We start from the raw sequence: 23,896 nt of genomic DNA on the forward strand, positions 1-23,896 counted from the left end.
CGTCCGACCGGTACAGTCCAATCCCGTGACCGCACGGCTAGCCGACATCGCAGCCCAGGCGGGGGTCAGCGAAGCCACAGTCAGCCGCGTACTCAACGGCAAGCCCGGTGTGGCCGCAGGCACCCGCGAATCCGTGCTGGCCGCCCTCGACGTACTCGGCTACGAGCGGCCCGTGAAACTGCGCCAGCGCAGTGCGGGGCTCGTCGGTCTGATAACTCCTGAACTGGACAACCCGATCTTCCCGGCGCTCGCCCAGGTCATCGGCCAGGCCCTGACCCGGCAGGGGTACACGCCGGTGCTGGCCACGCAGACGCCCGGCGGGTCCACCGAGGACGAGCTGACCGAGATGCTGGTCGACCGCGGGGTCTCCGGGATCATCTTCGTCTCCGGCCTGCACGCCGACACCACGGCCGACATGGGCCGCTACGACCAACTCCGCGGGCAGGGCGTCCCGTACGTCCTGATCAACGGGTTCTCCGAGAAGGTGCAGGCCCCCTTCGTCTCCCCCGACGACCGGGCCGCGATGCAGCTCGCCGTCACCCACCTCGCCGCGCTCGGGCACACCCGCATCGGGCTCGCGGTGGGACCGAAGCGCTTCGTGCCGGTCCTCCGCAAGATCGAGGGCTTCCGGCTCGGGATGAAGGAGCGGCTCGGACTGGGCGAGGCCGAGATCGAGGAGCTGATCCAGCACTCCCTCTACTCGCTGGAGGGCGGCCAGGCCGCCGCGGCCGCGCTGATCTCGCGCGGCTGCACGGCGGTGGTGTGCGCGAGCGACATGATGGCGCTCGGCGCGATCCGGGCGGCCCGGCAGCAGGGGCTGAAGGTGCCGCAGGACGTGTCGGTGGTCGGCTTCGACGATTCCCCGCTCATAGCGTTCACCGACCCGCCGCTGACGACCATCCGCCAGCCCGTGCAGGCGATGGGGCAGGCGGCGGTCCGGACCCTGCTGGAGGAGATCGGCGGCACGCCCGCCCCCCACAGCGAGTTCGTCTTCCTCCCCGAACTGGTGGTGCGCGGCTCCACGGCCTCGGGCCCGGGCCAACGCCGCCGGGACTAGTACGGCCGGTACGGCGGCCTCCGGAGGACGTGTCCCTGCCGGGGTGATGCGGGTCCGGTCCGCCACCGCCCTCGCCTTCGTGGCGCTCGGCGGCCTGCTGGTGCTCGTGATCGGCTCGGTGGCCTCCCTGGTGGTGCCCCCATCGTCGTCGACTCCACCCGCGGGCAGCAGATCGTCGCCGGGAAGGCGGGAGAGGTGGGAGACTGACGCGGCCATGTCGTCCCCAGGTCTGAGCGGCTGCGCCGAAGACCGTCCCGAGGGATGATCGGAGGCGGGAAGGCATCTGGCAGACTCTGCCCATGGGTGAATCGAGCGTGAAGACACTGGAAACCCGGACGGACGTCTCATCACCCACCGTGGTTGAGACCGAGACCCGCCCGGGGTCCGAGCGCACCCTGCTCTCCCGGTTGCGTGCCCCGCGCCGGCCTCGGATCTGGTTCGAGGTCCTGCTCATCGCGATCAGCTACTGGACGTACTCGCTGATCCGCAACGCGGTGCCCGAGCAGAAGGCGGCGGCCCTCGCCAACGCCGACTGGATCTGGAGCGCCGAGCGGACCCTCGGTATCGCCGTCGAGCAGTCGGTCAACCACGCGGTCAACTCCGTGACGTGGCTGATCGTGGGCATGAACTACTACTACGCCACGCTCCACTTCGTCGTGACGATCGGCGTGCTGGTCTGGATCTACCGTTTTCATCCGGGGCGGTACGCCGCCACGCGTCTGGTCCTCTTCGCCACCACGGGTGTCGCCCTGGTCGGCTACTACTGCTACCCGCTCGCGCCGCCCCGGCTGATGAACGGGCAGAACTTCATCGACACCGTGCTGGTCCACCACACCTGGGGCTCCATGGCCTCCGGCAACCTCAAGCAGATGTCGAACCAGTACGCCGCGATGCCGTCCATGCACATAGGGTGGTCGCTCTGGTGCGGCCTGACGATCTTCGCGGTCGCCTCGGCCCCCTGGGCCCGGATCCTGGGCCTGCTCTACCCGACGGCGACCCTCGTCGTCATCGTGGCCACCGCCAACCACTTCTGGCTCGACGCCGTGGGCGGCATGCTCTGCCTGACCTTCGGCTACACGGTCTCGCGGTCCTGGTACGGCTCCTTCGCCCACCGCCTGCCCCGCCACCCTGAGCACACGGGCCCGCACCCCGCGTCGGACCTGCTGAACCGCGTCCTCACCCGCCGCTAGTGCTGTGACCGGGAAGGTGCGCCGGGCCGGCTACTGCTGCCCGAGGGCCATCCACTTCCCGGGCGTGGTGAGGGGCTCGAAGCCGGCCCGGGCGTAGACGGCGTGCGCATCGGCGGTGGCGAGCAGGACCCGGCGCAGCCCGTACGGCTCCAGGTGCGCGCACACCGCGTCGACGAGGGCCCCGCCGAGCCCCTTGCCGCGGGCGCCCGGATCGACGTAGACGTCGCAGAGCCAGGCGAAGGTGGCCCGGTCGGTGACGAGGCGGGCGTACGCGAGCTGGGCCCCGGAGGCCTGGTCGTAGAGGCCGAAGTTCAGGGAGCCCGCGATGGCGTCCTCCTGCTTCTGCCGACTGCGCCCGAGCGCCCAGTACGCGTCTTCGGACAGCCACCGGTGGACGAGCCCGACGTCCAGTCGGGCGGCGTCGGTGGAGATCTCGTATCCGTCGGGAAGGTCATCGCTCATCCCGGCATCCAACCAGCGACCGCTCGTTCCGTGCCAGCGCATATCCCCGCGGGCGGGCCTCGGGGTCAGGACGACTGGTTCGTCAGGATCGCCGGGTCCGACAGGCCGGCCGCGCCGGTCTCGACCTTGCCGGCGAAGCGGCGGCCGAAGTCCGCGAACTCCGACGCGGTGACCGTCACGTCGTACCAGCGTCGGGTGTTCTTCAGGGAGACGCTGTACGTGACGGTGGCGCCCTTGGCGACCGTGAGGCGCTTGGGGCCGCCGCCGTAGGCGTTGGTGACGGTGAGCGTCACGGTCGACGCCCCGGCGTTGGTGAGGGTGAGGTCCAGGTTGCCCGTGGTGGCGTTGTGGCGGGCGGTGACCTCGGGGCCGGGGGTGGTGCCCGGGTTGCGGAAGCCGCGCAGGAAGCCGTTCGGACCGTGGACGGTCAGGTCGGTGACTCCGGCGGAGTAGCGGGTGTTCCACGTGTCCGAGATCGACTTGCCGGCCTCGGTGGTGTACGTCCAGGGGGCGTCGGTCCGGTTGTCCGCGGTGACGTGGAACTGGGCGCCCAGGTCCGGGCCGCCGCTGAAGGTCAGCCTGAACTTGCCCTCGCCGGTGAGCGCGGCGCCGTCCACGTACGGGGCGTACCTCAGCGGACGGGTGCGGCACAGGCCCTTCTCCTGGCGCGGCATGCTCCCCACGGCGGGCGGGGTGGCCCGGAAGTCGGGGTGGCGCTCGCGGTCCTGCGGCTCCCACGAACCGGTGTCGGGCAGCGACACCGTGGCCGTGTCCTGGCGGGCGAAGTCGAAGGCCGAGGTCAGGTCACCGCAGACGGCGCGGCGCCAGGGCGAGATGTTCGGCTCGTGCACACCGAAGCGCTTCTCCATGAAGCGGATCACGGAGGTGTGGTCGAAGGTCTCGGAGCAGGAGTAGCCGCCGGTGCTCCACGGCGAGACGACGAGCATCGGGACGCGCGGTCCCAGCCCGTACGGTCCGGCGACGTAGCCGGTCTTGCCGGGGAAGACGTCGAGGGCGGTCGGCGTGGTCGACAGTCCCTGGTTCGCGTCGGCCGGGGCGTACGGCGGGACGACGTGGTCGAAGAAGCCGTCGTTCTCGTCGTAGGTGATGAACAGCGCGGTACGGGCCCACACGTCGGGGTTGGAGGTCAGCGCGTCCAGCACCTGCGCGATGTACCACGCGCCGTAGTTGGAGGGCCAGTTGGAGTGCTCGCTGAACGCCTCGGGGGCGGCGATCCAGGAGACCTGGGGCAGGGTGCCGGCGGCGACGTCGGCGCGCAGCCGGTCGAAGTAGCCCTCGCCGGTCCGGGCGTCGGTGCCGGTGCGGGCCTTGTCGTAGAGCGGGTTGCCGGGCTGGGCGCCCCGGTAGTTGTCGAAGTAGAGGAGCGAGTTGTCGCCGTAGTTGCCGCGGTAGGCGTCATCGATCCAGCCCCACGATCCGGCGGCGTCGAGACCGTTGCCGATGTCCTGGTAGACCTTCCAGGAGATGCCGGCCTGCTCCAGGCGCTCGGGGTAGGTGGTCCAGCCGTAGCCGGCCTCGGCGTTGTTGAGGACCGGGCCGCCGCCCGTGCCGTCGTTGCCGGTGTGGCCCGACCAGAGGTAGTAGCGGTTGGGGTCGGTCGAGCCGATGAAGGAGCAGTGGTAGGCGTCGCAGACGGTGAACGTGTCGGCGAGCGCGTAGTGGAACGGGATGTCGTCGCGCGTCAGGTACGCCATGGTGGCCGGTGTCTTGGCGGGCACCCAGTTGTCGTACTTGCCCTTGTTGAAGGCGCTCTGGCCACCCGCCCAGTCGTGGTTGAGGCCCTGGAGGAACTCCATGCCGAGGTCGTCGGACGGCGGGCGGAAGGGCAGCGTCTCCTTGCCCGCGTTGTCGGCCTGGTGCCAGACGGACTTGCCGCTGGGCAGGGTCACCGGGCGCGGGTCGCCGAAGCCCCGGACACCGCGCAGCGCGCCGTAGTAGTGGTCGAAGGAACGGTTCTCCTGCATCAGGACCACGATGTGCTCGACATCGGCGATGGTTCCGGTCGTCCCCTGCGCGGGGATGGCGGCGGCGCGCGCGATGCTCTCGTTGAGCAGGCTCAGGGCGGCGGCGCCGCCGGTGAGCTGCAGGAAACGGCGGCGGTTGAGTTCTGCCATGGCGAGACCTCTGCTTTGTCGAGGGTGGTTGAGCGCTCCCAAGAACAGCGCGCCTGGCGTACCGGAGAGGGAGCCCGGTGTGACGGCAGCGGGTACGTCAGGCGAACGGCAGTCGGATTCTGCCGGAGTCCGGCGGAATTCGGCAGAGTGTCAGCACGCGCGCTCGTACTCGACCTGGGTGAGGGGCTTCCCGTCGCCGAAGTCGAAGGGACGGACGGCGCCGCTCTCGGTGAAGCCGCACTTGGTGTAGAAGCGGCGGGACTGCGGGGTGTCGCGCAGGGTCCACAGGTGTGTCCGGGCGAACCCGTCGTTGCGCAGGTGGTCCAGCGTCCCGGTCATCAGCGCGGCCGCGATGCCGCTGCCCCAGCCGTCGGGGTGGCTGTAGAAGGAGAGGATCTCGGAAAGACCCGGCCGGGTCGAAGAGGCCCTGAAGGCGGTCAGCGCCAGCGCACGGCCGTCGTGTTCGGCGAGCAGGATCGTGGTGTCCGGCTGTCCGACCCTTTCGTGCCACCGCGTTCGCCTGCTCCGGACACCGCGTGCGGCGAACTCCGGATCGAAGAGGGGGGCGTAGGCCGCCTCCCAGGCCGCGGCGTGGATCTCACCGAGGACGCCCCCGTCGTACGGGGCGGCGCGACGAACTGTGAACATGACCTCACCGTAACCCCGCCGCGTTCCCGGGCACTTCGGAAGCTCAGACCGGGCGCCCGGACCGGAGGAACCGCCTTTGCGCGGGAGCCGGTACGGGTACGAGCTCCTTCGAGGGCGCCGGTACGGAGCCGGGCCGGAGGCTCATGTCTCCCCCAGTGCCTTCTCGATGAAGGTCAGCGATTCACGCGGCGTCAGAGCTTGTGCCCGGATCATGCCACAGCGCATGTCCGGGATCCGGACCTCTTCGGGCTCGGTGTTCAAGCGGGTCAGACGGGACTCGTCGTCCGGATCCCGGAGGCGGAGCCGGCCGTCCGCGGGTGGCGTGAACGGCTCGACCCCTCAGCCCAGGCCGGGGTCCCAGCGCACGTCACCGTGCTCTTGTGGCGGCGGTGCGGGCTACGCGGGGAGGTAGTCCGTCGTGATGCAGCCCTCGACCTTGCCTTCCTTCTTGGTGTAGCCACTCGGGATCTTGCTGTTGAACTTTGCATTGCACGACGCGACGAGCAGTCCCGAGGGCTTCAGCGCGCGCGCTGTGTCGCTGTCAGTGGGAACGACGGCGAAGTCCACCCCGACCAGCGCGACCGCATCGCTTTCCTTCCCGGCTGCGTCGTTGGCCTTGAGCGCCTGCTGGAACTTCTTCATGTCGGAGATGGCCACCAGAGCGATGTGCCCGCTGTCGGCGTCGCAGTACACCTGCTCCTTCACGCCCGCTCCGGCGCCCTTGGGGAGGTCCTCGAACTCCGAGCCCCCGTGCCGGGCGTCCGGCGGGTTCACCTCCAGGTCCGTGCAGGGCGTGTACTGGTTGACGAACCGCTCCATCGCGGCGACGTCCTTCGCCTTCGGCAGGCTTTTGCCGCCGCCTCCGGCGACGGCCTCCCCTTCCCCGCCGCAGCCCGTCAGGGACGCAAGCGCTATGAGAGCGGCTCCGGCGGTAACAGTTCTGGACAAGCGCATGGTGTCTCCTCGGGTTTGGCCCTCAACAGGGCTCGCTACGACTGCGAGTGGGCGTCGCGTTGCAGCCGCGACGTACTCCGCCCTCATTCTCGACGACCGGTCCCGGCCCCTGGGCGGCGGGTCGATGTGCGAGGTCAGAACGCCTGGGGTCCGCAAGTGGCCTGGGGTACAAGGCCGCTGAGGGGCAGCTGGGTCAGGGCGCCCGTTCTTGATGGCGAAGTCGGCGGTGCCCTGCGTGTCCCGGGCCCTCACCACCGGCCAAGCCATCGGCCAAGCCATCGGCCGGCCACTCACCGGCCACTGCGACTGGGTGGATGCCGTGGCATGCACGGAACTCGACGGCCACCCCGCTGCCATCACCGGCGACCTCGTCATCGGCTTCCACAACGACCTCGCGCCCTTCCGCCGCAAGCACCACTCCGCAGGACCGGCCTCCCCCGGTCGTGGGGAGGTGCCACCGGTCGTACGGTGGAAGGAGGCGCGCGCCCCCGCAGCAGCCTGCGGCGGTGCACCTGCCCGCACAGGCCGCGCAGCACCCCGACCCCGAGAGGCGGGTGCCATGGGCGGCTCCCCACGACCCCCGACGAGGGGAAAACTCTGATGCGTACCAAGAACAGCCGGATCCGTCGCGTGTGCGCCGCCGCCTGTACCGTCCCGCTGCTCGTACTCGGCGGCGCGGCCACCGCGGTCGCCGTCCCGGCGGCAGCCACGGCGGCGTCGGCCTCCGTCACCCGCAGCGTGCAGCAGTCCTCGCCGGACGAGATCCTCGTACTGGTCAACGAGGAGCGCAAAAATGCCGGTTGCGAGCCCCTGACGGTGGACCCGCGGCTCGCGGCGGCCGCCCAGGCCCACGCTGACGACATGGCGGCGAACGGGCTGACCGCGCACGACGGCTCGGACGGGTCCACCGCCCTGTCCCGCATGGAGAAGGCCGGCTACTCGCCCGCAGGCCCGTCCGCGGAGAACGTCTCCGGACCCGGCTTCGACTCCTCCAAGGCCCACGTGGACGGCTGGATGGCCAGCACCAAGGGCCACCGGACCACCATTCTGAACTGCACGTACAAGCAGACCGGGATCGGCACGAACGGCCAGTACGCCGTCGAGCTCTTCGCCGTCCAGTCGAGGTAGCCACACGGCTGATCCAGCACCCAAGACGAGGGGGAAGTCCTGCCGAGCCGTCCGGTACGGGGGAGGACCGGACCCGGCTGCGGCGAATTCGGAGAGCAGGTACGTCCTCATGCGCATGTCGACCCGTATCGCCGGTGTCCTCACCGGCCTGGCCCTCGCCCTCGGCGGCGCCGCCCTGTCGGCCCCCGCCGCCCACGCGGATGTCACGGCCTGCGTCAACCAGGTCGAGCGCGAGCTGCAGGGCGGCGAGGCCCCGGACTCCGTCCGCATGGCCTGCTACGTCGGCCTGACCGGCGACAACGAGCAGTGCGTGTCCGGCCTGACCGGGGCCGGTGTCACCAACGGGACTGCGGTGAGCGCCTGCCGGGTGGCCCCCGAATAGGAACTCCGCCGCCGCCCGTGCCCCCCTTCCGAGAGCAGGTGTGTGCCCCATGCGCCCGTCGACCCGTATCGCCGGTGTCCTCGCCGGTCTGCTCCTCTCCCTCACCGGCGCAGCCCTCGTCGCCCCCGCCGCCCACGCGGACATCCCCGCCTGCACGAACATGGCCGCGCAGACGGGTGTCGAGGTCACCGACGCCGTCACGGCGTCCTGCCGGCAGGGCGTGAGCGGCGACCTGCAGGGCTGCGTGAGCGGCCTGACCGCGGCAGGAGTGCCGGGTGGCGCCGCAAACGGCGCCTGCCGGGCGGCGGCCCTGGAACCGCGGTAGGGCCTGCGAGACAGCGCGAAGCGCCCGTTTTCCCGCCGTACGTCGGGGAACGGGCGCTTCGCGCTGTCTCGGCCTCGCCGGGCCGCCCGGCCGGGAAACAGTGATATGCGTCACGGCGTGCACGTCGGTGGTGGGCTTTCTTGACGGAGCGTTAACCCGCCGACATTTCGATATTTGTCCCTTTTGGAATTGACATTCCCCTCTCCGCCGCAAACGGAATGCGTGGTACCGGTAGACCCGCCGCCGACCGGCCAGGTCACAGCCGTTTCTGAGCACTCATCAGACGGTTGCGGGAGTGACCAAATCGTGATGATGCACGATCACGGTCCCGTTTCAAGCCACGTGCCGACCGCCCCAGGCTCGTGATCAGCGGAAACTTGCCAGGCCATTCAGAGGCTTTTAAGAATGGCGGCCTCTTCGGCGCCCTGCGCTTCCGGCGCCGGAAGCTTCGCGATCACTGAATGAGGTCAGGCATGCAGAAGCATCGGAAGAAGTCGTCCTACAAGAAAATAGCCATCGGCGTCGGCGCGCTCGCCCTCGTGGGTGTTCCCACCGCCGCCATGGCCTGCTTCGACGGCCAGGACGACGGCAACGGCCGGACCCGGACCGCGAGCCACCAGCAGCAGCGCCCGTGGCAGTGGCAGTCCACGCCCTCGGCCACTCCGAGCACCCTGGCGCCCGTGGACGCCCCGCTCCCGGCCACGTCGCCGAGCAGCAGCCCCGCCGAGGCCTCCCCGAGCAGCCCCGCCGAGACCGCCGCACCGCCCGTCGTGGAGACCACGCCGCCCGCGCAGCCCAAGCCTGCGAAGCCGCCGGTCGCCACCAAGAAGCCGCAGGCGCCCGCGCCGTCGAAGCCGGCCGCCCCGCCGGCCTCCGGCGAGATCGCCCAGGTCCTCGCGCTCGTGAACCAGGAGCGCGCCTCGGCCGGATGCCAGGCCGTCTCCCTCAACGCGAAGCTCACGAAGGCCGCGCAGGACCACAGCGCCGACATGGCCTCCCACAGCAACATGTCCCACACCGGCTCCGACGGCTCGGACCCGGGCGCACGCATCACCCGCGCCGGGTACACCTGGAGCACGTACGGCGAGAACGTCGCCTACGGCTACAGCACGCCCGAGAAGGTCATGGAGGGCTGGATGAACAGCCAGGGCCACCGGGAGAACATCCTGAACTGCTCCTTCAAGGAGATCGGTATCGGCCTGGCGCAGCCCGGCTCCTACTGGACGCAGGACTTCGGCACGGCGCGCTGACCCCGCGCCCGCCCGGTGGAGCGGACCGCGGACCCACGAAGGGTCCGCGGTCCGCTGCGCCCGTTCCGGTCACAGCCTGAACAGCACTCCGCGCCAGGTCCAGCCCGCCCTGAGGACCGTGTTCTGCAGGGGGTTCTTCATCAGCCCCGTGTCGAAGCGGAACGTCTCCACCTTGCGGCGGCGGCCGTCAGCGCCCCGCTGGAACTCCCACTGTCGGTAGACCGCCTTCCCCGGCCCCCGGCCGTACTGCTCGCCGGAGTGCTCCAGCGAGGGCTCCCACCGCTCTTCGAGTACGCGCACCTCGTGCTTCGCGGGGACCAGGCGCATGCTGGTCTTGAGGGTCAGGCGCATCTCGCTGACCCGGCACTCCACCACCAGGTCGGCTCGTTCTCGCGGGGTGCCCTCACGGACGGCGAACAGCCCGTCCGGGCCTCCCAGCGCGAGCAGCGCGTCCCGGAGCTCCTCGGCGGCCCCCGGAGTGACGCTACGGGCCGGGTACCTGGTGCCCGTGCGCTTGTCCCAGAAACGCCCCATCGTCAGCTCCTCGCCCCGTTGTCCGGGCGCACACCGTGCGTCGGCCCGCCCGGCGGTCCGCTCGTCAAAACCTGTACACCACCCCGCGCCAGGTCCAGCCCGCCTCGAGAACCAGGTTCCGCAGTGGGTCCTTCATGTCCCGCGAGTCGAAGCTGAACGTCTCGACCTTGCGCCGCCGGCCGTCGAGCCCCTTCTCATACGTCCACTCCCGGGAAACCGTGGGCGCCGGCCCGCTTCCGGACTCACGCGACACGGCCAACTTGGGCGGATCCCCGACCCACGTCACCTGCACCTGCTCGTCGAGGGTGCGCACCTCGCGCTGCAGGGGGATGAAGCGCATCCGGATCTTGAGTCTCAGCTCCACTTGCCTACGGGAGAAGCCGGAGCCCGAGGCTGGCTTCAGCACCCGCCACTCCGCCACCAGGTCGGCCTTCTCCTTCGGGAAGGCATAACGGATACGGAATGGCACGTCCTGGCCATTGACCGCAAGCAGCGCTTCCCGGAGCTCCATCGTCGGCAGCGGGGCGATCCCGCTGTCGGGGTACCTGGTGCCGGTGTACTTGTCCCAGAGACGGCCCATCGTCAGCTCACCGCCCCATTGTCCGGGCGCACCGTGCGTACGAAGTCCTGGAATTTGTGCAGGACTTCGTCGTGCCGGGCCCTGGTGGCGGTCAGGGCCAGGCGGATCATCGCCCGCTTGTGCGGGTCCTCGGTGTCCACGAGGCACAGGTACACCTGGGACTGGACGAGCTCGTGGCGGGCACCGTCGGCCACGGCCGAGAAGTTCAGCCGCTGGGTCAGGGCGGGCGCCTCCTCGGAACCGACCTCGCGGCGGTGGACCAGCTCCACCGACTCGGCGAACTCGCGCAGGCGCTCTACCGACGCATCAGCGATCTCGGCCAGGGTCACCCCGTCTTTCGGGAACCCGCCGTCGATGGTGATGTTGGCGGTGAACCCGGCGTCCGACTCCGGACACACCGCGGCGAAAGCCACCTCTGGTGCCCCGAACCCCTCCGGACGGGCCGGGAGCCAGCCCTCCGGCAGCCGGAATTCGATCGGCACCGGCAGTGTTGTGGGCATCTCCAGCCCTCCCTTCACTGAGACATACGTAGGTCGATCAACCAGTCTTTGAAGTCGCCGACCGCGTCACCGACCGAGTCAGCCGCGGCGCCGGCGGCCTCCGTAACCTTGTCAGGGTCGAAGGTGATCTCGAACCCCAGTGCACCGCCCTTGGGGAGGGAAGCACCCGCCTCGCCGCCGAGCGACCACACGCCCGTCGCCTCGTTGTGCTTCAGACCCCACCACGCCTTGGCACCGGGCCCGTTCCACGCCTCGGCAGTTCCGCCGATGCCGATCCCCGCATACTCCAGGCCCCCGGCGACACCGACCTTCGTCCCGGCGAACGCCTTCGCCCCCAGCGTGACCTCTTCCTTGGTCGCCTGGGCAGTGCCGCTTATCTCGCCGCCGGCGAAGCCCTCGAAACGCCCGTAGGTACCGAAACGCCCGTTCTGGGCACGCCCCTCGGCCAGTGCCCGTAGCCCTACGGATCCCTCGGCTTTGGCGACGACGCCCTCGCCGGTGATGCCGTAGTTCGCGGTGGCTCTGGCGCCCCCATAGACATCGGCGATCCCGGAGAGCGCCCAGTCGCCCTTGGGCATCGATCCTTCCGCGGTGACATGGAAGAGGTCGGCGTACGCCTTGACCGAGCCCTCCTTGCCGTACTTGACACCGCTGATGGTGAAGCCCGCATCGGGCCCGGTCACCGTCACCTTCCCCTCGGGTCCACCGGTCTTCGCAGGCGCGGCCTCGGGCTTCTCGAACTTCTTGAGGTCGCCCTCCGCGTACTTGTTGAAGCCGGTGAGGGTCTCGTCCGCGCCGCTGCCCTTGCCGAGGGCGTCCTTGTTGCTGTCGACCACGGCCGTCGTGAGGGCGTCGTGGACGTGCTGGTCGGCGTCGGAGGCGGCCTTCACCCTGTCGTCGATGTGCTTCTGCCACGTGCCGACGGCGGTCCGGACGGCCTCCTGGCCGTCGGGGTCGTGGTGATGGGCACTGCGTTCGGCGGGCGTGAGCTTGCTGTAGTCGAAGGCGACGCGCCCCTGCTCCGAGACGGTCATGCCGGCGGCGATCGCGTCGTCGCGGGCGCTCTCCAGCTTCTTCCTGAGGTCGGTGAGCAGCGCGTGGGCGCCCCGTAGCAGGCTCGCGACGGCCTTGGCCTGGCTCTGCGCGGCGGAGTACTCGTAGCGGGTCGCCGTGAACTTCACCCGCGCGGTCTGGACGCTGAGACCGGACCAGGTGTCGCCCATGGTGATCTTCTGGACGGTGTCGCCGTAGTGGGTCTCGATCTTCTGCAGCTCGCCCGCCATCGCCTCCCACTTGGCGGCGGCCGTCGACAGCAGACCCAGATCCGTGGTCAGGACTTCGTAGTAGGTCAGCACCGAAGCCCCTTACATCCGGTTCAGTTGCGACTGCGACGCGAACTGGTTGCCCAGGCCGATGTCGTTGCCCGCGAAAGAACCCGCGGCGCGGCGCAGGGCGGTCTTCTCCCCGGCGAGGCGGCCCATCAGGGTCTTCACCTGCTGGTCCCAGGTGTCCGTCACCTTCTTCAGGGCGGCGGCGGTCTGCCAGCCCTCGAAGCCCTTCCCTGCGGCCTCGGTGGCCTCGTCCGCGCCCCCGGCGTGCTTCTTGGTCTCGGGTTCCAGGTAGGTCTGTATCGTGACCGCCGCCGCGTTCTTCTCGGCGGGCGACGAGGCGAAGTCCGGGGACCCGCCCCGAACGAACGGCCCGGACGGCGGCGGGGTCACTCCCGGGGCGTACGGCACCACCGACGGCGCGGTGGTGCCCGGAGCGTACGGGCCCAACGGCGGCCCGCTGTTCAAGCGCATGTCGACCCGCTGATCCGGTATTGGACCCAACACGTCTGTCATTTCCGTGCCTCCCCCATGATCGGAGGCTGATCCTATGCAAATAGCGAAGGCATTTGCATAGGCACGGCAGGCCAGTTGGGCGGCCCGGTCCCCGAGCCGGCTACGCGCCGTAGAAGAGTTCGTCCACGACCGCCCGGGCACGGCGGGTGATGCGGCGGTAGTCGTCCAGCAGCTCCCCGACCGTGCCCTCGGCGTATCCGAGGTAGCGGCCCACGGCCGCGAGTTCCCGGGCCTCGGTCGGGAAGGTGTCCCCGGCGCGGCCGCGCACCAGCATCACGGCGTTGCGGACCCGGGTCGCCAGGACCCAGGCCTCGTCCAGGATCTGCGCCTCCTCGGTCGGGATCAGCCCGGCGGCGTGGGCGGCCGCCAGGGCCTCGCGGGTACGGGTGGTACGCAGGCCCGGTTCGGCCCAGGCGTGCCGCATCTGGATCAGCTGGACGGTCCACTCGACGTCGCTGAGGCCGCCGCGGCCGAGCTTGGTGTGCAGGGTCGGGTCGGCCCCGCGGGGCAGCCGCTCCGACTCCATGCGGGCCTTGAGCCGGCGGATCTCGCGTACGGCGTCCTCACCGAGCCCCTCCATCGGGTAGCGCAGCGGATCGATCAGCTCGATGAAGCCGGCGCCGATGTCGGCGTCGCCCGCCACCGGTTCGGCACGCAGCAGGGCCTGGCTCTCCCAGGTCAGGGACCAGCGCCGGTAGTAGGCGGCGTAGGAGGCCAGCGTGCGCACCAGCGGGCCGGAGCGGCCTTCGGGGCGCAGGTCGGCGTCGATGAGCAGCGGCGGGTCGGTGGTGGGCAGCTGGAGCAGCCTGCGCATTTCGGCGATGACGGTCTGGGCGGCCTTGGCGGCCTCCTGTTCGTCGACGCCCTCGCGGGGTTCGTGGACGAACAGGACGTCGGCGTCGGAGCCGTAGCCGAGTTCGTGGCCGCCGAAGCGGCCGACGCCGATGACGGCGAAGCGGGTGGGCAGCGTGTCGCCGTAGTGGCTGTGGACGGCGGCGCGCAGGGCCCCGGCGACGGTGGCGGCGGTGAGGTCGGAGACGGCCCCGCCGACCCGGTCGACGAGGGCTCCGTGGTCCTCCTCGGCCGGGTTGTCCTCCGTACCGTACGAGCCGATGATGTCGGCCGCGGTGGTGCGGAACAGCTCGCGGCGGCGCACGCCGCGGGCGGCGGCGACGGCGGCCTCGGGGTTCTCGGCGCGGCCGACGGCGGCGAGGACCTCCTGCTCCAGGGCCTCGTGCGTACGGGGCTGCAGGCCTTCGGGGTCGCCGAGCAGGGCCACGGCCTCGGGGGCGCGCATCAGCAGGTCGGGGGCGAGGCGCCCGGCGGACAGGACGCGGGCGAGGTTCTCGGCGGCGGCGCCCTCGTCGCGCAGCAGGCGCAGGTACCAGGGCGTCTTGCCGAGGGCGTCGGAGACCTTGCGGAAGTTCAGCAGGCCGGCGTCCGGGTCGGCGGAGTCGGCGAACCAGCCGAGCATCACCGGCAGCAGGGTGCGCTGGATGGCGGCCTTGCGGGTGACACCGGAGGCGAGGGCTTCGAGGTGGCGCAGGGCCGAGGCCGGGTCGGCGTAGCCGAGGGCTTCGAGGCGCTGGCCGGCGGCGCGCGGGGAGAGCCGGGTCTCGCCGGGGGTGAGCTGGGCGACGGCGTCGAGCAGCGGCCGGTAGAAGAGCTTCTCGTGCAGGCGCCGGACCACGGAGGCGTGCCGGCGCCAGGCCTTGTTGAGCTCGACGACGGGTTCGGTGCGCAGGCCCATGGAGCGGCCGAGGCGCCGCAGGTCGTTCTCGTCCTCGGGGACGAGGTGGGTGCGGCGCAGCCGGTAGAGCTGGATGCGGTGCTCCATGGCGCGCAGGAAGCGGTACGCGTCGTGCAGTTGGGCGGCGTCGGCGCGGCCGACGTAGCCGCCGGCGGCGAGGGCGTGCAGGGCGTCGAGGGTGGTGCCGGAGTGCAGGGTGGCGTCGCTGCGGCCGTGCACGAGCTGGAGCAGCTGGACGGCGAACTCGACGTCGCGCAGGCCGCCGGGGCCGAGTTTCAGCTCGCGGTCGACCTGGGCGGCGGGGATGTTGTCGACGACGCGGCGGCGCATCTTCTGGACGTCGGCGACGAAGTTCTCGCGTTCGGCGGCCTGCCAGACCAGCGGGCTTATGGCGGCGATGTACTCGGCGCCCAGGGCCTCGTCGCCGGCCACGGCGCGGGCCTTGAGGAGGGCCTGGAACTCCCAGGTCTTGGCCCAGCGCTGGTAGTAGGCCAGGTGGGAGGCGAGGGTGCGGACGAGGGGGCCGTTGCGGCCCTCGGGGCGGAGGTTGGCGTCGACGGGCCAGATGGTGCCCTCGACGGTGGTCTCCGAGCAGATCCGCATGAGGTGGGAGGCGAGGCGGGTGGCGGCCTGGAGGGCTTTGCCCTCGTCGGCGCCGGGGACCGAGTCTCCGACGAAGATGACGTCGACGTCGGACACGTAGTTCAGCTCGTTGCCGCCGCACTTGCCCATCGCGATGACGGCGAGCCGGCACAGGGCGGCGTCCTCGGGGGCGGCGGCGGAGGCGATCCGCAGGGCCGCGCGGAGGGTGGCGGTGGCCAGGTCGGCGAGCTCGGCGGCGGTCTGGGCGACGTCGATGGTGCCGCAGACGTCGCGGGCGGCGATGGAGAGCAGGCAGCGGCGGTAGGCGACGCGCAGGCCGACGGGGTCGTGCGCGTCGGCGAGGCCGAGCTCGAACTCGGCGAGTCCGGGGTGCAGGTCGGCGGCTTCGTAGGTGATGAGGCCGAGCCAGTCGCGGGGGTGGCGGGCGAGGTGGTCGCCGAGGGCCTCGGAGGCGCCGAGCACGCCGAGCAGCCGGTCGCGCAGCGGCTTGGCGCTGACGAGGGTGTCGAGGAGCCCGGGCAGCTCGCCGTCGGGCTGGGCCTCGGCGAGCCGGACGAGGCCGAGGAGGGCGAGGTCGGGGTCGGCGGTCGCGCCGAGGGCGTCGAGCAGCACGGGATCGGCGCGCACGGCCGCGAGCGCGTCGGCGTCGAGCAGCCGGGCGGCGGCGGAGGGGTCGGTGAAGCCGCTGCGGAGCAGCCGGATGAAGGTGCTGCTCCTGCGTCCCGGGACCGTCATCCCGCCGCCTCCCGCGGTTGTCGCTGCCACTGCCTGCACTGCCCTGGGTCGCGGGCTCTGCTCCTGAGCCTAGGCCCTGGGACCGGTCGGCGGGGTCCCGCTCGGACCGCGGCGTAGGTTTGGGCGTGTCCGGATCAAATGTTCGACCCGAGGCGCATACGATGCCAAGGATTCTCTGACCTCATCGGATTATTTATCGCGTCATCGGGGTACACCCCGCCGTCCTGCCGGAAGGAGCCTCATGTCCGACTCCTGGCAGGGCCCCGGAGCCTGGGACCCGCGAGGTGTACCGACCGGATCCGCGCGGGGGCAGCAGGCCTGGCCGTCCGGGCAGGCGCTCCCGGGGGACGAGGCGTACCAGGGGGACGAGGGGTACCAGGGGGACGAGGGGTACGAGGGGTACGAGGGGTACGAGGAGCACCAGCAGTATCCGGCGCAACAGCCGCACCAGGGGCACCCACAGCAACATGCACACGCGTACGCCCGCCCGCCCCAGCAGGCCCACCAGGCCACGCCGCAGGCCGACTTGGGCGACGCGGCCGAACCGCCGGCCACGGCCGAACCTGCCGACCCGCTCGCCGTGGCCGAGACCCCCGGGTCAGCCGAAGCCCCCGAAGCCCCCGAGTCCGCCGAAGCCCCCGAGGCCCCCGAGGCCGGAGCCACCGACAGCCGCCGCCGGGCGCGCCGCCTCGCCCGCGGCAAGGACGGGGCCCGCGGTGGGGTCCGCAGTGGGGCCCGTCGCCGCCGCCGGGCCGCCCTCGTCAAGGTCGTCGCCTTCTGCGTGGTCACCGCCGCCGGGAGCCTTCTCCTGCTCCGGGGCAACGAACTCCTCGACCGCCTCGGCTCCCCCACCGTCCCCGACAAGGCGGCCGGCACCCCCACCCCCGCCCCCGAGCCGCCCGACCCCGGCCGGGTGCTCCAGGTCATAGCGCACCCCGACGACGACCTGTACTTCATGAACCCGGACCTGCGGTACTCCATATCCGCCGGCCACCCCGTCACCTCGGTCTACCTGACCTCCGGCGAGGCCGACGGCATCAACGCCGGCGCCGCCAAGGCGGCCACCACCAAGCCCGACAAGCCCGCCTACGCCGAGGCCCGCCAGAACGGCATCCGCGCCGCCTACGCCAAGATGGCCACCGGCGACCGCGGCAGCCCCTGGACCCGCACCGTCGTCCCGACCAAGGGCGGCGGCCACGCCGAGGTCGACGTCCTCGTCGCCAAGTCCCAGGTCAACCTCGTCTGGCTGCAGCTCCGCGAGGCCGGCACCGTCTACGACAACGCCCCAGACAGCCTGCACGGCCTGTGGGACGGCAAGGTTCCCCGCCTGGACTCCATGCTCGCGTCCGGCACCCCGGTCAAGGAGAAGTTCTCGTACTCCAAGGACCAGGTCGTCCAGACCCTCGTGGGCATCCTGGAGCAGTACCGGCCGACCACCGTCCGCTCCCAGGACCCGACCCCCGGCCGGCATCCCGACACCAAGCGGTACACCGACCACCAGGACCACTTCTACGGCGCCCGGTTCGTGCAGCTGGCCACCGCCGCCTACGCCAAGGACGTCACGGACCGCCCGCACTTCGCGGTGCAGAACTACGCCGGCTACATAAACGGCTCGCTCCCCAGCACCCTGGACCCGGACGAGGCCAGGGAGAAGCTGGACATCCTGGGCACCTACGCCTGGCTCGACCAGCAGAACCACTGCAACAGCCCCGCCGGCTGCGGCGACCTCAAGGTCTCCGACCAGCCGGGCGGCAACCGCTGGTCGGACTCCATCAACTACACCCGCGGCACCAGCACCAGCTGGCTGACCTCCGACCCCGGGCACGGGCTGTGGGCCTTCAAGGTGCTCGACGGCCAGGTGGCCGTGTGGCACCGGCCCGGTCTCGCCGGCCGCTGGAAGGGCCCGGACCTGCTCCCCGGCACCGGCATGGATCCGGGCGTGAGCACCGTGACCCTGGCGGACGGCCGGATAGCCGCCTTCGGCACCCGCACCTCCTTCGGCGCGAAGCCCACCGACTACAAGCGCGAGATCGTCTACGTCGTCCAGAAGCAGCCGGGGGCCGAGGAGTTCACGGAGTGGCAGTCGCTCGGCACCCCCGAGACCGCGGACGAGACCTGGACCTCCGACATCAGCGCGCCGGCCGTATCGGTCGACGGCACCGGGCAGTTGGCGGCGTACGTCCGCGACGGCGCGAACAGCCTGCGCGGCCGGGTGCAGCGGGCGGACGGCAGCTGGGGGCCCTGGGAGAAGTACGGCGGCACCGACCTGCACGGCTCCCCGGCCACCGCGACCGACGGCGCCGGGCGGCGCATGGTGTTCTCCGCCACCTCCAAGTCGGTGGTGGGCTGGGTGCAGCCGATGCCGGGCGCCCCGCTGGGCCAGGTCACGGCCACCGGGCTGCCGGACACCACGCTCCCGCTGACCGCGGACGGCCGCGAGGGCGGGGTACGGCTGTGGTTCCGCAAGCCCGGCTCCGGCAATGTCCGTACCGCCCTGATCACGGGTGAGGGCGGGCTGAAGGTGAGCCAGATGACCGACCTCGGCGGCCTCCAGGGCTTCGGCTCGGTGACGGCGAGCGGGCACGTGCTGGCGGGCCGCACGGCGGGCGGCCAACTGGGCTCGGAGGCCGGGCCGGGGCGCCCGTGGGAACGGTCCCCGCTGATGTTCGTCGGCGCGCCCTCCTCCACGATGACCGGCAAGAACCTGGTCAGCCTGGCGGTGGTGGGGCTCGACGCGCGGCTGTACGTGACCTCCTCGGCCGACGCCCCGAACGCGCACCTGGCGCCGTGGCAGCCGGTGGGCCCGCGCAACGCGCCTCCGTCTCCGTCTCCGTCTCCGTCTCCGTAAGTCGGCTCCGCCGCCCGCGTAGGCGGACGAACAACGTCCGCATTTTGTTCCGGAAAAGCGCCGGTCATCTGCGCATTCGGTGAACCAAGTCCGCCGATTTGCCCTCTCTCTGACTGTTCAACGCTTTCTCCCGCCCAGAACGAACCCGAGGCGTGACCCGATGCCCGTGACCCGTCGCCGCTTCGCGGCCCTGCTCACCGTGCTGACAGCCGGCGCCACCGGTGTGCTCTCCGTGGCCGGCGGCCAGCAGACCACCGCCCAGGCCACCCAGGAGAAGAACCCGGCCGCGGCCCGGCCCGCGAGCGTCACCGCCGGTTCGGTCGTCCAGATCGTCGCCCACCCCGACGACGACCTGTTCTTCATGAACCCGGACCTCAGCCGATCCCTGCTGTCCGGCACCCAGGTCACCACCGCCTACCTCACCTCCGGCGAGTCCGACGGCCGCAACGAGGCCCACGGCGGCGCCGCCACCGACCCCGAACAGCCCGCCGACCGCGCCCACTACGCGGAGGCCCGGCAGAACGGCATCCGCTCCGCATACGCGCAGATGGCCACCGGGGACCGCACCAGCGCGTGGAGGCGTACGGTCATACCCACCGCCGGGGGCGGGCAGGCCGAGCTCGACGTCCTCATAGCGAAGCCGCAGGTCAACCTGGTGTGGCTGATGCTGCGGGAGGCCCGCACCACCGGCGGGGACACCCCCGAGAGCCTGCGCGGCCTGTGGAACGGCCGGATACCCGCGCTGGACGCCCAGCTCACCTCCGGCACCCCGGTCAAGCAGCCGTTCACGTACACGAAGGACCAGCTCGTCCAGGCGATAGCCGCGGTCCTGGACCGCTACCGGCCGACGACGATACGGATGCAGGACCCGACGCCGAACCGGTACGGCGAGAACGGGACCGGCCGGTACACCGACCACCAGGACCACATGTACGGCGCCCGCTTCGTGCAGGCCGCCACCGCCACGTACGCCGCCCAGGTCAGCAGACGCCCGCACTTCACGGTCCAGAGCTACCTCGGCTACCACAACAGCACCCTCCCGCACGCGCTGGACCCGCAGACCGCCGAGACCAAGACCGGCTTCCTGAGGACCTACGCCTGGCAGGACCACCAGGACTACTGCGGCAGTCCGTCGGGCTGCGGCGACCGCAAGGTCGCGGGCAACCCGACCGGGCGCAACTGGGCCCAGTCGCTGCGCTACACCCGCGCCGACAACACCTCCTGGCTGACGGAGGGAACGCCCGGCCGCCTGTGGGCCTTCGCCACGCTGGACGGCCAGACCGCGTACTGGACCCGCACCTCCGGCGGCGACTGGGCGGGCCCGATCTTCCTTCCGGGCACGGGCATCGACCCGGGCGCCACCGCCGCCCGCCTCCCCGGCGGCCGCGTCGCCGTCCTCGCCACCCGCACCACCTTCGGCTCCGCGTCCGCGGAGTACCGGCGCGAGGTCGTGTACGCCGTCCAGGCCGCGCCCGACGGCCCGTTCGGCCCGTGGCAGTCGCTCGGCACCCCGGAGCGCACCGACGACGAGGGCACCTCGGCGATCAGCGCACCCGCGGTGTCCGTGGACGCGCGGGGCCTCCTCACCGTCTACCTCCGCGACTCGCGCCGCACCCTGCGCGCGAGCACCCAGCAGCCGGACGGCAGTTTCTCCCCGTGGGAGCGGCTCGGCGGCGAGGACCTGCAGAGCGACCCGGTGACGGCGATCGACGCGGCCGGGCGGCGCCACGTGTACGCGACCACCACGACGTCCGTCCTGGCCTGGACCCAGCGCACCCCGGACACCCCGCTGCTCGGCCCCGCACCGACGGGCCTGCCCGCCACCACGGTCCCCCTGTCGGCCGCCCCGGACGGCGCGGGCGTCCGCCTCTTCTTCCGCCGCCCGGACTCGGGGGTGGTCCGCACCGCCCTGGTGACGGCGGGACCCTCGGTCCGGCCCCACGTCTCCAGCGTCACGGAGGCGGGCGGCCGCGCCGGCTACGGCGCGGTCGGCGCCGCGGGCCGCCTCATGGTGGGCCGCGCGGACAGCGGCACCGTCAGCACCACGGGCCTCGGCGGCCCCCCGGCATGGGCCGAATCCCTCATGCTCTTCGCGGGCGCCCCGTCGGCCGTCCTCGAACCCTCGGGCACCACCACGACGGCGGTCCTGGGCCTGGACGCCGAACTCCACACGACGACGACCCCCACCACCCCCAACCGCCCCACCTGGCACCGCGCGGTCCACTGAGGCCGCCCGGGGGAAAGGAGACGGCCTAACCGAGCGGGCCGCGGGTCGCTTCGGCGCGGCGGAAGGCTTCTTCGCAGGTGCGGCCGGAGCGGGTGGCCACCAGCGAGAGGGTGTCGACGAGGCCGCCGTTGGTGAAGTGCAGACGCCAGGAGCCGCTCTTCAGGGCCACCGCCGGAGCGGGCCCGCCCTGGCGGGCCGTGACCTGCCAGCCGCGTTCCTCCAGAGCGGTTTCGAGAGCCGCCAGCCGGCCGTCGTCGGCGGGGCCGTCGCCCGTCCAGTCCGCGATGCAGTCGGCGAGCTCCCCCTCCTCCGCGGGGTGCGCGGCGCCCGGGGTGAGCCCTGCGGCGGTGGCTGCGGCGGCGAGCTCCGCCGCGACCGTGCCCCGCGACGGATCTCCCCCGACGCGGGCCGGAACCTCCGCCCCCGCCGGTTCCCGGACCCAGCCGTCGAGGCCGTCCTCACCGGCCGAAGCCAGCACGGCCCCACCGACGCCGAGCACCCCCGCGAGCGCCGCGACCCCCGCAACAGCCACCCACACGCCGCCGCCCCTGTTCCTGCTCACGCTCTTCCCCCGCATCTGTGCCACCCACCGCCTGCCCGTCACGCCCGGGCGGCAGCCACATGCTAGGGGGTGCCGGCCCAGGGCCGGTGAGACGACTCCGGGCCGGCGGTCGCTGACCACCGGCCCGGGGTGACGTGCACGCTGAGCTGGAGTTACAGGACGGGGAGGTTCTTGCGGAGTTCGAAGGCCGTGACCTCCGAGCGGTATTCCTCCCACTCCTGCTTCCTGTTGCGCAGGAAGCCGTGATCCCACCCTCCGACCCCGCCCCAGCCAGCTTCCAAGCGGCCGTCCGCGCTCTAGAGGGACGGAGCTGGATCGCGAGACGGCGGCTGTACTCACACTTCGCAGCCGCGTGTGCGCACACGGCTCGGGAGGGCATCCGTGGTTGAAGCACTACAGGGCACCTGACGTGCAGGGACATGGAAAGGTGAGGCGTGAGCCCACTACTTTCACGCGCTGCTCACACGATGGTGGCATGCCGGCCAGGTGGCTCGGTCCGCGAAGCACCCGGCCGCTTCGTCAGGAGTGCTGCGCTCCCTTGGTCCTCTGTGCCCCGTCGGGGGCGACAGCCCACCGGCGCTTTTCCGAGTGGAGCAAGGCCCGGGTATGGGCCAAGCTCCACCGTCTGCGAGGCGTTTTATTCCACCAGTAAAATGTAGTCATCCGCCGATACGCCAATAGGGTGAACCCGCACGCCTGCTAAGCTTCGAAATGCGAGCCACTGCGAACAGGCTTAGCCTTAAAGCCATGACCACAACACAGACACGAGACGCCATCTACTACGTCGTAGACGGCGACACTCTCTCCGAGATAGCCCAGCATTTCGGGACCACAGTCGCGGAGCTCCAGAAGCTGAACAACATTCCGGACCCCGACAAGATCCGCGCCGGGCAGCGCCTGGTCATCTCCCACTCAGGAAACGGCTTCGTGCCGTTCCCCGGAGCGCTGTGGTTCCACCGTCAGCCGAACAACAAGGTCGTCCTCGCGATGGCTCGCCGCCTGGAGCGGGAAGGCTGTGGCACCTACGAGCCGCCGGAGCCGGACGTGACGTGGTCGTCGGCGGACAAGGCCTCGTACAGCAAGTGGCAGAAAAAGAATGGGTTCGAGGGCTCCGACGCGGACGGCTTCCCGGGGAAGCTCACCTGGGACAGGCTTGAGGTTCCCACACCTTCCGCCTGACCGCGCGGCGTGAATTCGCCGACAAGAAAGAACACCTGAGGGCTTATGCCCCGAGAGTCGAAAACAAGGCCGGTCGGCTCATAGCCGACCGGCCTTTATTGAGTGACGCCATATATTGCCTTGCGGGCCCTGCGACACCAACGGCTTTCCATCCACATTCGTCAAGCAGTCAGGTGCTGCTGAAAGTCGGCGGCATCGTTTCCCTCGTCAGCGGGGTGCTCTCGCGCCTGGGCAACAGACGCTCTCGCCACTGACCAACAAAGCCAGCCGTGACGGCGCCGACGCACGGTGGTTGCTGACATGACTGTCAGAGCCACCGTCTAGCCTTCCGGACATGGGACTTCACATTTCGGTCGGCATGCTCCAGAACATGGCCGGCATCGAGGAGCACGAGGCGCTCGTACGCTGGCAGGGGAGATTCGACCTTCTCAGCCGGGCCTTGGCCGATGAGGGAATCGTCTGGCAGGAGCCGGCGTTGGACGAGCCGTCGCATCTGCGTTTCACAAGTTTCCCCACCGGTCATTTGCACCACCTGCGCCGCGTCTTCGTGCTGGCGGCCCGGGGCGAGTCCGTCACGCCCGCATCGGCCACCAACGCCGAGCAGTACGAACGGGACGAGGACAAGGTCTTCGACGAGTCGACGATGATGAGCTCGCACCTGTTGTGCCACTCGGACAGCGCGGGATTCTACGTGCCGGTCGACTTCGACGATCCGCTCTTCCTGCCGGCGGACAAGCAGGTGGAGGGCGGCGGGATGGTCGGTTCCAGTCAGCAGCTGCTCGCCGAACTGTGCGGTTTCGCTCCCGCCATCGGAGTCCGGCTCGACCGGGACTGGCATCTCTCCGACGAGGAGAGCGCCCGCCTGGACACCGCGTCCGACAACCCCTTCCACATGGAGAGGTTCGCCTGGCTCCAGCTGTACGAGGTGTGCCGCACGAGCATCGCCACCGGTCACGCCATCGTGTTCCACTGACCGGACCGGGGACCGGCGCAGTGGCTGATG

General features: G+C 71.1%; 21 protein-coding genes and 2 pseudogenes. 10 read left to right on the plus strand and 13 right to left on the minus strand.

Annotated features, from left to right (window positions below; all coding sequences use genetic code 11):
• The first annotated feature begins 25 nt into the window (after positions 1-25).
• Together ACFY04_RS02110 and ACFY04_RS02115 are read left to right on the plus strand one after the other, a co-directional pair.
• Entirely contained in the window at positions 26-1,057 is a 1,032-nt protein-coding gene (locus ACFY04_RS02110; protein ID WP_314251245.1) for a LacI family DNA-binding transcriptional regulator, read from the plus strand.
• A gap of 299 nt (positions 1,058-1,356) precedes the next feature.
• Positions 1,357-2,247, plus strand: coding sequence for a phosphatase PAP2 family protein (locus ACFY04_RS02115; protein WP_389113768.1), 891 nt, complete (start codon positions 1,357-1,359; stop codon positions 2,245-2,247).
• Positions 2,248-2,277: 30 nt separating this feature from the next.
• Here ACFY04_RS02115 and ACFY04_RS02120 read toward each other — a convergent pair whose 3' ends face one another.
• The 5 genes and pseudogenes from ACFY04_RS02120 to ACFY04_RS02140 all read right to left on the minus strand — a co-directional run bounded on the left by ACFY04_RS02120 (position 2,278) and on the right by ACFY04_RS02140 (position 6,446).
• Positions 2,278-2,709: a GNAT family N-acetyltransferase gene (locus tag ACFY04_RS02120; protein WP_389113769.1), complete on the minus strand. Its 432-nt coding sequence runs from the start codon at positions 2,707-2,709 to the stop codon at positions 2,278-2,280.
• 65 nt (positions 2,710-2,774) lie between these two features.
• Entirely contained in the window at positions 2,775-4,844 is a 2,070-nt protein-coding gene (locus tag ACFY04_RS02125; protein ID WP_389113770.1) for a phosphocholine-specific phospholipase C, read from the minus strand.
• A gap of 150 nt (positions 4,845-4,994) precedes the next feature.
• Positions 4,995-5,492, minus strand: coding sequence for a GNAT family N-acetyltransferase (locus ACFY04_RS02130; protein ID WP_389113771.1), 498 nt, complete (start codon positions 5,490-5,492; stop codon positions 4,995-4,997).
• A gap of 141 nt (positions 5,493-5,633) precedes the next feature.
• Positions 5,634-5,747: pseudogene (locus ACFY04_RS02135) on the minus strand (transcriptional regulator); the annotation flags it as partial.
• Positions 5,748-5,888: 141 nt separating this feature from the next.
• Positions 5,889-6,446 carry a hypothetical protein gene (locus ACFY04_RS02140; protein WP_389113772.1) on the minus strand — a complete coding sequence of 186 codons (558 nt, stop codon included), beginning with the start codon at positions 6,444-6,446 and terminating at the stop codon, positions 5,889-5,891.
• A gap of 600 nt (positions 6,447-7,046) precedes the next feature.
• Between ACFY04_RS02140 and ACFY04_RS02145 the strand changes: the two genes are divergently transcribed.
• From ACFY04_RS02145 to ACFY04_RS02160, 4 genes are all read left to right on the plus strand, one after another.
• Complete coding sequence (locus tag ACFY04_RS02145; RefSeq protein ID WP_389113773.1) at positions 7,047-7,574, plus strand: CAP domain-containing protein; 528 nt, start codon at positions 7,047-7,049, stop codon at positions 7,572-7,574.
• A 109-nt stretch (positions 7,575-7,683) separates the two neighbouring features.
• Positions 7,684-7,956, plus strand: a complete 273-nt coding sequence (locus tag ACFY04_RS02150; protein ID WP_389113774.1) for a hypothetical protein — start codon at positions 7,684-7,686, stop codon at positions 7,954-7,956.
• A gap of 49 nt (positions 7,957-8,005) precedes the next feature.
• The gene (locus ACFY04_RS02155) at positions 8,006-8,281 is read left to right on the plus strand and encodes a hypothetical protein (RefSeq protein WP_389113775.1); all 276 of its coding nucleotides are present in this window, start codon (positions 8,006-8,008) and stop codon (positions 8,279-8,281) included.
• Between the two features lie 473 nt (positions 8,282-8,754).
• Positions 8,755-9,531, plus strand: a complete 777-nt coding sequence (locus tag ACFY04_RS02160; protein ID WP_389113776.1) for a CAP domain-containing protein — start codon at positions 8,755-8,757, stop codon at positions 9,529-9,531.
• 69 nt (positions 9,532-9,600) lie between these two features.
• Here ACFY04_RS02160 and ACFY04_RS02165 read toward each other — a convergent pair whose 3' ends face one another.
• From ACFY04_RS02165 to ACFY04_RS02190, 6 genes are all read right to left on the minus strand, one after another.
• Entirely contained in the window at positions 9,601-10,065 is a 465-nt protein-coding gene (locus tag ACFY04_RS02165; RefSeq protein ID WP_389113777.1) for a hypothetical protein, read from the minus strand.
• Positions 10,066-10,129: 64 nt separating this feature from the next.
• On the minus strand, positions 10,130-10,645 hold the full coding sequence (locus ACFY04_RS02170; protein WP_389113778.1) for a hypothetical protein: 516 nt from the start codon (positions 10,643-10,645) through the stop codon (positions 10,130-10,132).
• Between the two features lie 2 nt (positions 10,646-10,647).
• Positions 10,648-11,145, minus strand: a complete 498-nt coding sequence (locus ACFY04_RS02175) for a hypothetical protein (protein WP_389113779.1) — start codon at positions 11,143-11,145, stop codon at positions 10,648-10,650.
• A 14-nt stretch (positions 11,146-11,159) separates the two neighbouring features.
• The gene (locus ACFY04_RS02180; protein ID WP_389113780.1) at positions 11,160-12,500 is read right to left on the minus strand and encodes a hypothetical protein; all 1,341 of its coding nucleotides are present in this window, start codon (positions 12,498-12,500) and stop codon (positions 11,160-11,162) included.
• A gap of 9 nt (positions 12,501-12,509) precedes the next feature.
• Positions 12,510-12,947: a hypothetical protein gene (locus tag ACFY04_RS02185; protein ID WP_389113781.1), complete on the minus strand. Its 438-nt coding sequence runs from the start codon at positions 12,945-12,947 to the stop codon at positions 12,510-12,512.
• A 142-nt stretch (positions 12,948-13,089) separates the two neighbouring features.
• Positions 13,090-16,077 carry a bifunctional [glutamine synthetase] adenylyltransferase/[glutamine synthetase]-adenylyl-L-tyrosine phosphorylase gene (locus ACFY04_RS02190; RefSeq protein WP_389113782.1) on the minus strand — a complete coding sequence of 996 codons (2,988 nt, stop codon included), beginning with the start codon at positions 16,075-16,077 and terminating at the stop codon, positions 13,090-13,092.
• A 241-nt stretch (positions 16,078-16,318) separates the two neighbouring features.
• On the opposite strand from ACFY04_RS02190, the gene ACFY04_RS02195 reads away from it, so the two are divergent.
• On the plus strand, positions 16,319-18,925 hold the full coding sequence (locus ACFY04_RS02195; protein ID WP_389113783.1) for a PIG-L family deacetylase: 2,607 nt from the start codon (positions 16,319-16,321) through the stop codon (positions 18,923-18,925).
• Between the two features lie 160 nt (positions 18,926-19,085).
• Entirely contained in the window at positions 19,086-21,152 is a 2,067-nt protein-coding gene (locus ACFY04_RS02200; protein ID WP_389113784.1) for a PIG-L family deacetylase, read from the plus strand.
• Positions 21,153-21,177: 25 nt separating this feature from the next.
• On the opposite strand, the gene ACFY04_RS02205 is transcribed toward ACFY04_RS02200, so the two are convergent.
• Both ACFY04_RS02205 and ACFY04_RS02210 read right to left on the minus strand, forming a co-directional pair.
• Entirely contained in the window at positions 21,178-21,714 is a 537-nt protein-coding gene (locus tag ACFY04_RS02205; protein ID WP_389113785.1) for a hypothetical protein, read from the minus strand.
• 152 nt (positions 21,715-21,866) lie between these two features.
• A pseudogene (locus ACFY04_RS02210) lies at positions 21,867-21,953 on the minus strand (glutamine synthetase); the annotation flags it as partial.
• A gap of 508 nt (positions 21,954-22,461) precedes the next feature.
• Between ACFY04_RS02210 and ACFY04_RS02215 the strand changes: the two are divergent.
• Together ACFY04_RS02215 and ACFY04_RS02220 are read left to right on the plus strand one after the other, a co-directional pair.
• Positions 22,462-22,893 carry a peptidoglycan-binding protein gene (locus ACFY04_RS02215; RefSeq protein WP_389113786.1) on the plus strand — a complete coding sequence of 144 codons (432 nt, stop codon included), beginning with the start codon at positions 22,462-22,464 and terminating at the stop codon, positions 22,891-22,893.
• Between the two features lie 334 nt (positions 22,894-23,227).
• Positions 23,228-23,866 carry a hypothetical protein gene (locus tag ACFY04_RS02220; RefSeq protein ID WP_389113787.1) on the plus strand — a complete coding sequence of 213 codons (639 nt, stop codon included), beginning with the start codon at positions 23,228-23,230 and terminating at the stop codon, positions 23,864-23,866.
• Positions 23,867-23,896: the final 30 nt, after the last annotated feature.

The sequence above is a fragment of the Streptomyces sp. NPDC001549 genome (genome assembly GCF_042894025.1).
GTDB classification, from domain to species: domain Bacteria; phylum Actinomycetota; class Actinomycetes; order Streptomycetales; family Streptomycetaceae; genus Streptomyces; species Streptomyces kutzneri.

Excerpts from the sequence above, each read along its gene's own strand:
- ACFY04_RS02170 (WP_389113778.1), bottom strand. The coding sequence starts at position 10,645 with ATGGGCCGTCTCTGGGACAAGTACACCGGCACCAGGTACCCCGACAGC.
- ACFY04_RS02190 (WP_389113782.1), bottom strand. The coding sequence starts at position 16,077 with ATGACGGTCCCGGGACGCAGGAGCAGCACCTTCATCCGGCTGCTCCGC.
- ACFY04_RS02150 (WP_389113774.1), top strand. The coding sequence starts at position 7,684 with ATGCGCATGTCGACCCGTATCGCCGGTGTCCTCACCGGCCTGGCCCTC.
- ACFY04_RS02155 (WP_389113775.1), top strand. The coding sequence starts at position 8,006 with ATGCGCCCGTCGACCCGTATCGCCGGTGTCCTCGCCGGTCTGCTCCTC.
- ACFY04_RS02200 (WP_389113784.1), top strand. The coding sequence starts at position 19,086 with ATGCCCGTGACCCGTCGCCGCTTCGCGGCCCTGCTCACCGTGCTGACA.
- ACFY04_RS02145 (WP_389113773.1), top strand. The coding sequence starts at position 7,047 with ATGCGTACCAAGAACAGCCGGATCCGTCGCGTGTGCGCCGCCGCCTGT.
- ACFY04_RS02195 (WP_389113783.1), top strand. The coding sequence starts at position 16,319 with ATGTCCGACTCCTGGCAGGGCCCCGGAGCCTGGGACCCGCGAGGTGTA.
- ACFY04_RS02185 (WP_389113781.1), bottom strand. The coding sequence starts at position 12,947 with ATGCGCTTGAACAGCGGGCCGCCGTTGGGCCCGTACGCTCCGGGCACC.
- ACFY04_RS02140 (WP_389113772.1), bottom strand. The coding sequence starts at position 6,446 with ATGCGCTTGTCCAGAACTGTTACCGCCGGAGCCGCTCTCATAGCGCTT.
- ACFY04_RS02120 (WP_389113769.1), bottom strand. The coding sequence starts at position 2,709 with ATGAGCGATGACCTTCCCGACGGATACGAGATCTCCACCGACGCCGCC.
- ACFY04_RS02115 (WP_389113768.1), top strand. The coding sequence starts at position 1,357 with ATGGGTGAATCGAGCGTGAAGACACTGGAAACCCGGACGGACGTCTCA.
- ACFY04_RS02125 (WP_389113770.1), bottom strand. The coding sequence starts at position 4,844 with ATGGCAGAACTCAACCGCCGCCGTTTCCTGCAGCTCACCGGCGGCGCC.
- ACFY04_RS02160 (WP_389113776.1), top strand. The coding sequence starts at position 8,755 with ATGCAGAAGCATCGGAAGAAGTCGTCCTACAAGAAAATAGCCATCGGC.
- ACFY04_RS02220 (WP_389113787.1), top strand. The coding sequence starts at position 23,228 with ATGGGACTTCACATTTCGGTCGGCATGCTCCAGAACATGGCCGGCATC.
- ACFY04_RS02215 (WP_389113786.1), top strand. The coding sequence starts at position 22,462 with ATGACCACAACACAGACACGAGACGCCATCTACTACGTCGTAGACGGC.
- ACFY04_RS02165 (WP_389113777.1), bottom strand. The coding sequence starts at position 10,065 with ATGGGGCGTTTCTGGGACAAGCGCACGGGCACCAGGTACCCGGCCCGT.
- ACFY04_RS02130 (WP_389113771.1), bottom strand. The coding sequence starts at position 5,492 with ATGTTCACAGTTCGTCGCGCCGCCCCGTACGACGGGGGCGTCCTCGGT.
- ACFY04_RS02175 (WP_389113779.1), bottom strand. The coding sequence starts at position 11,145 with ATGCCCACAACACTGCCGGTGCCGATCGAATTCCGGCTGCCGGAGGGC.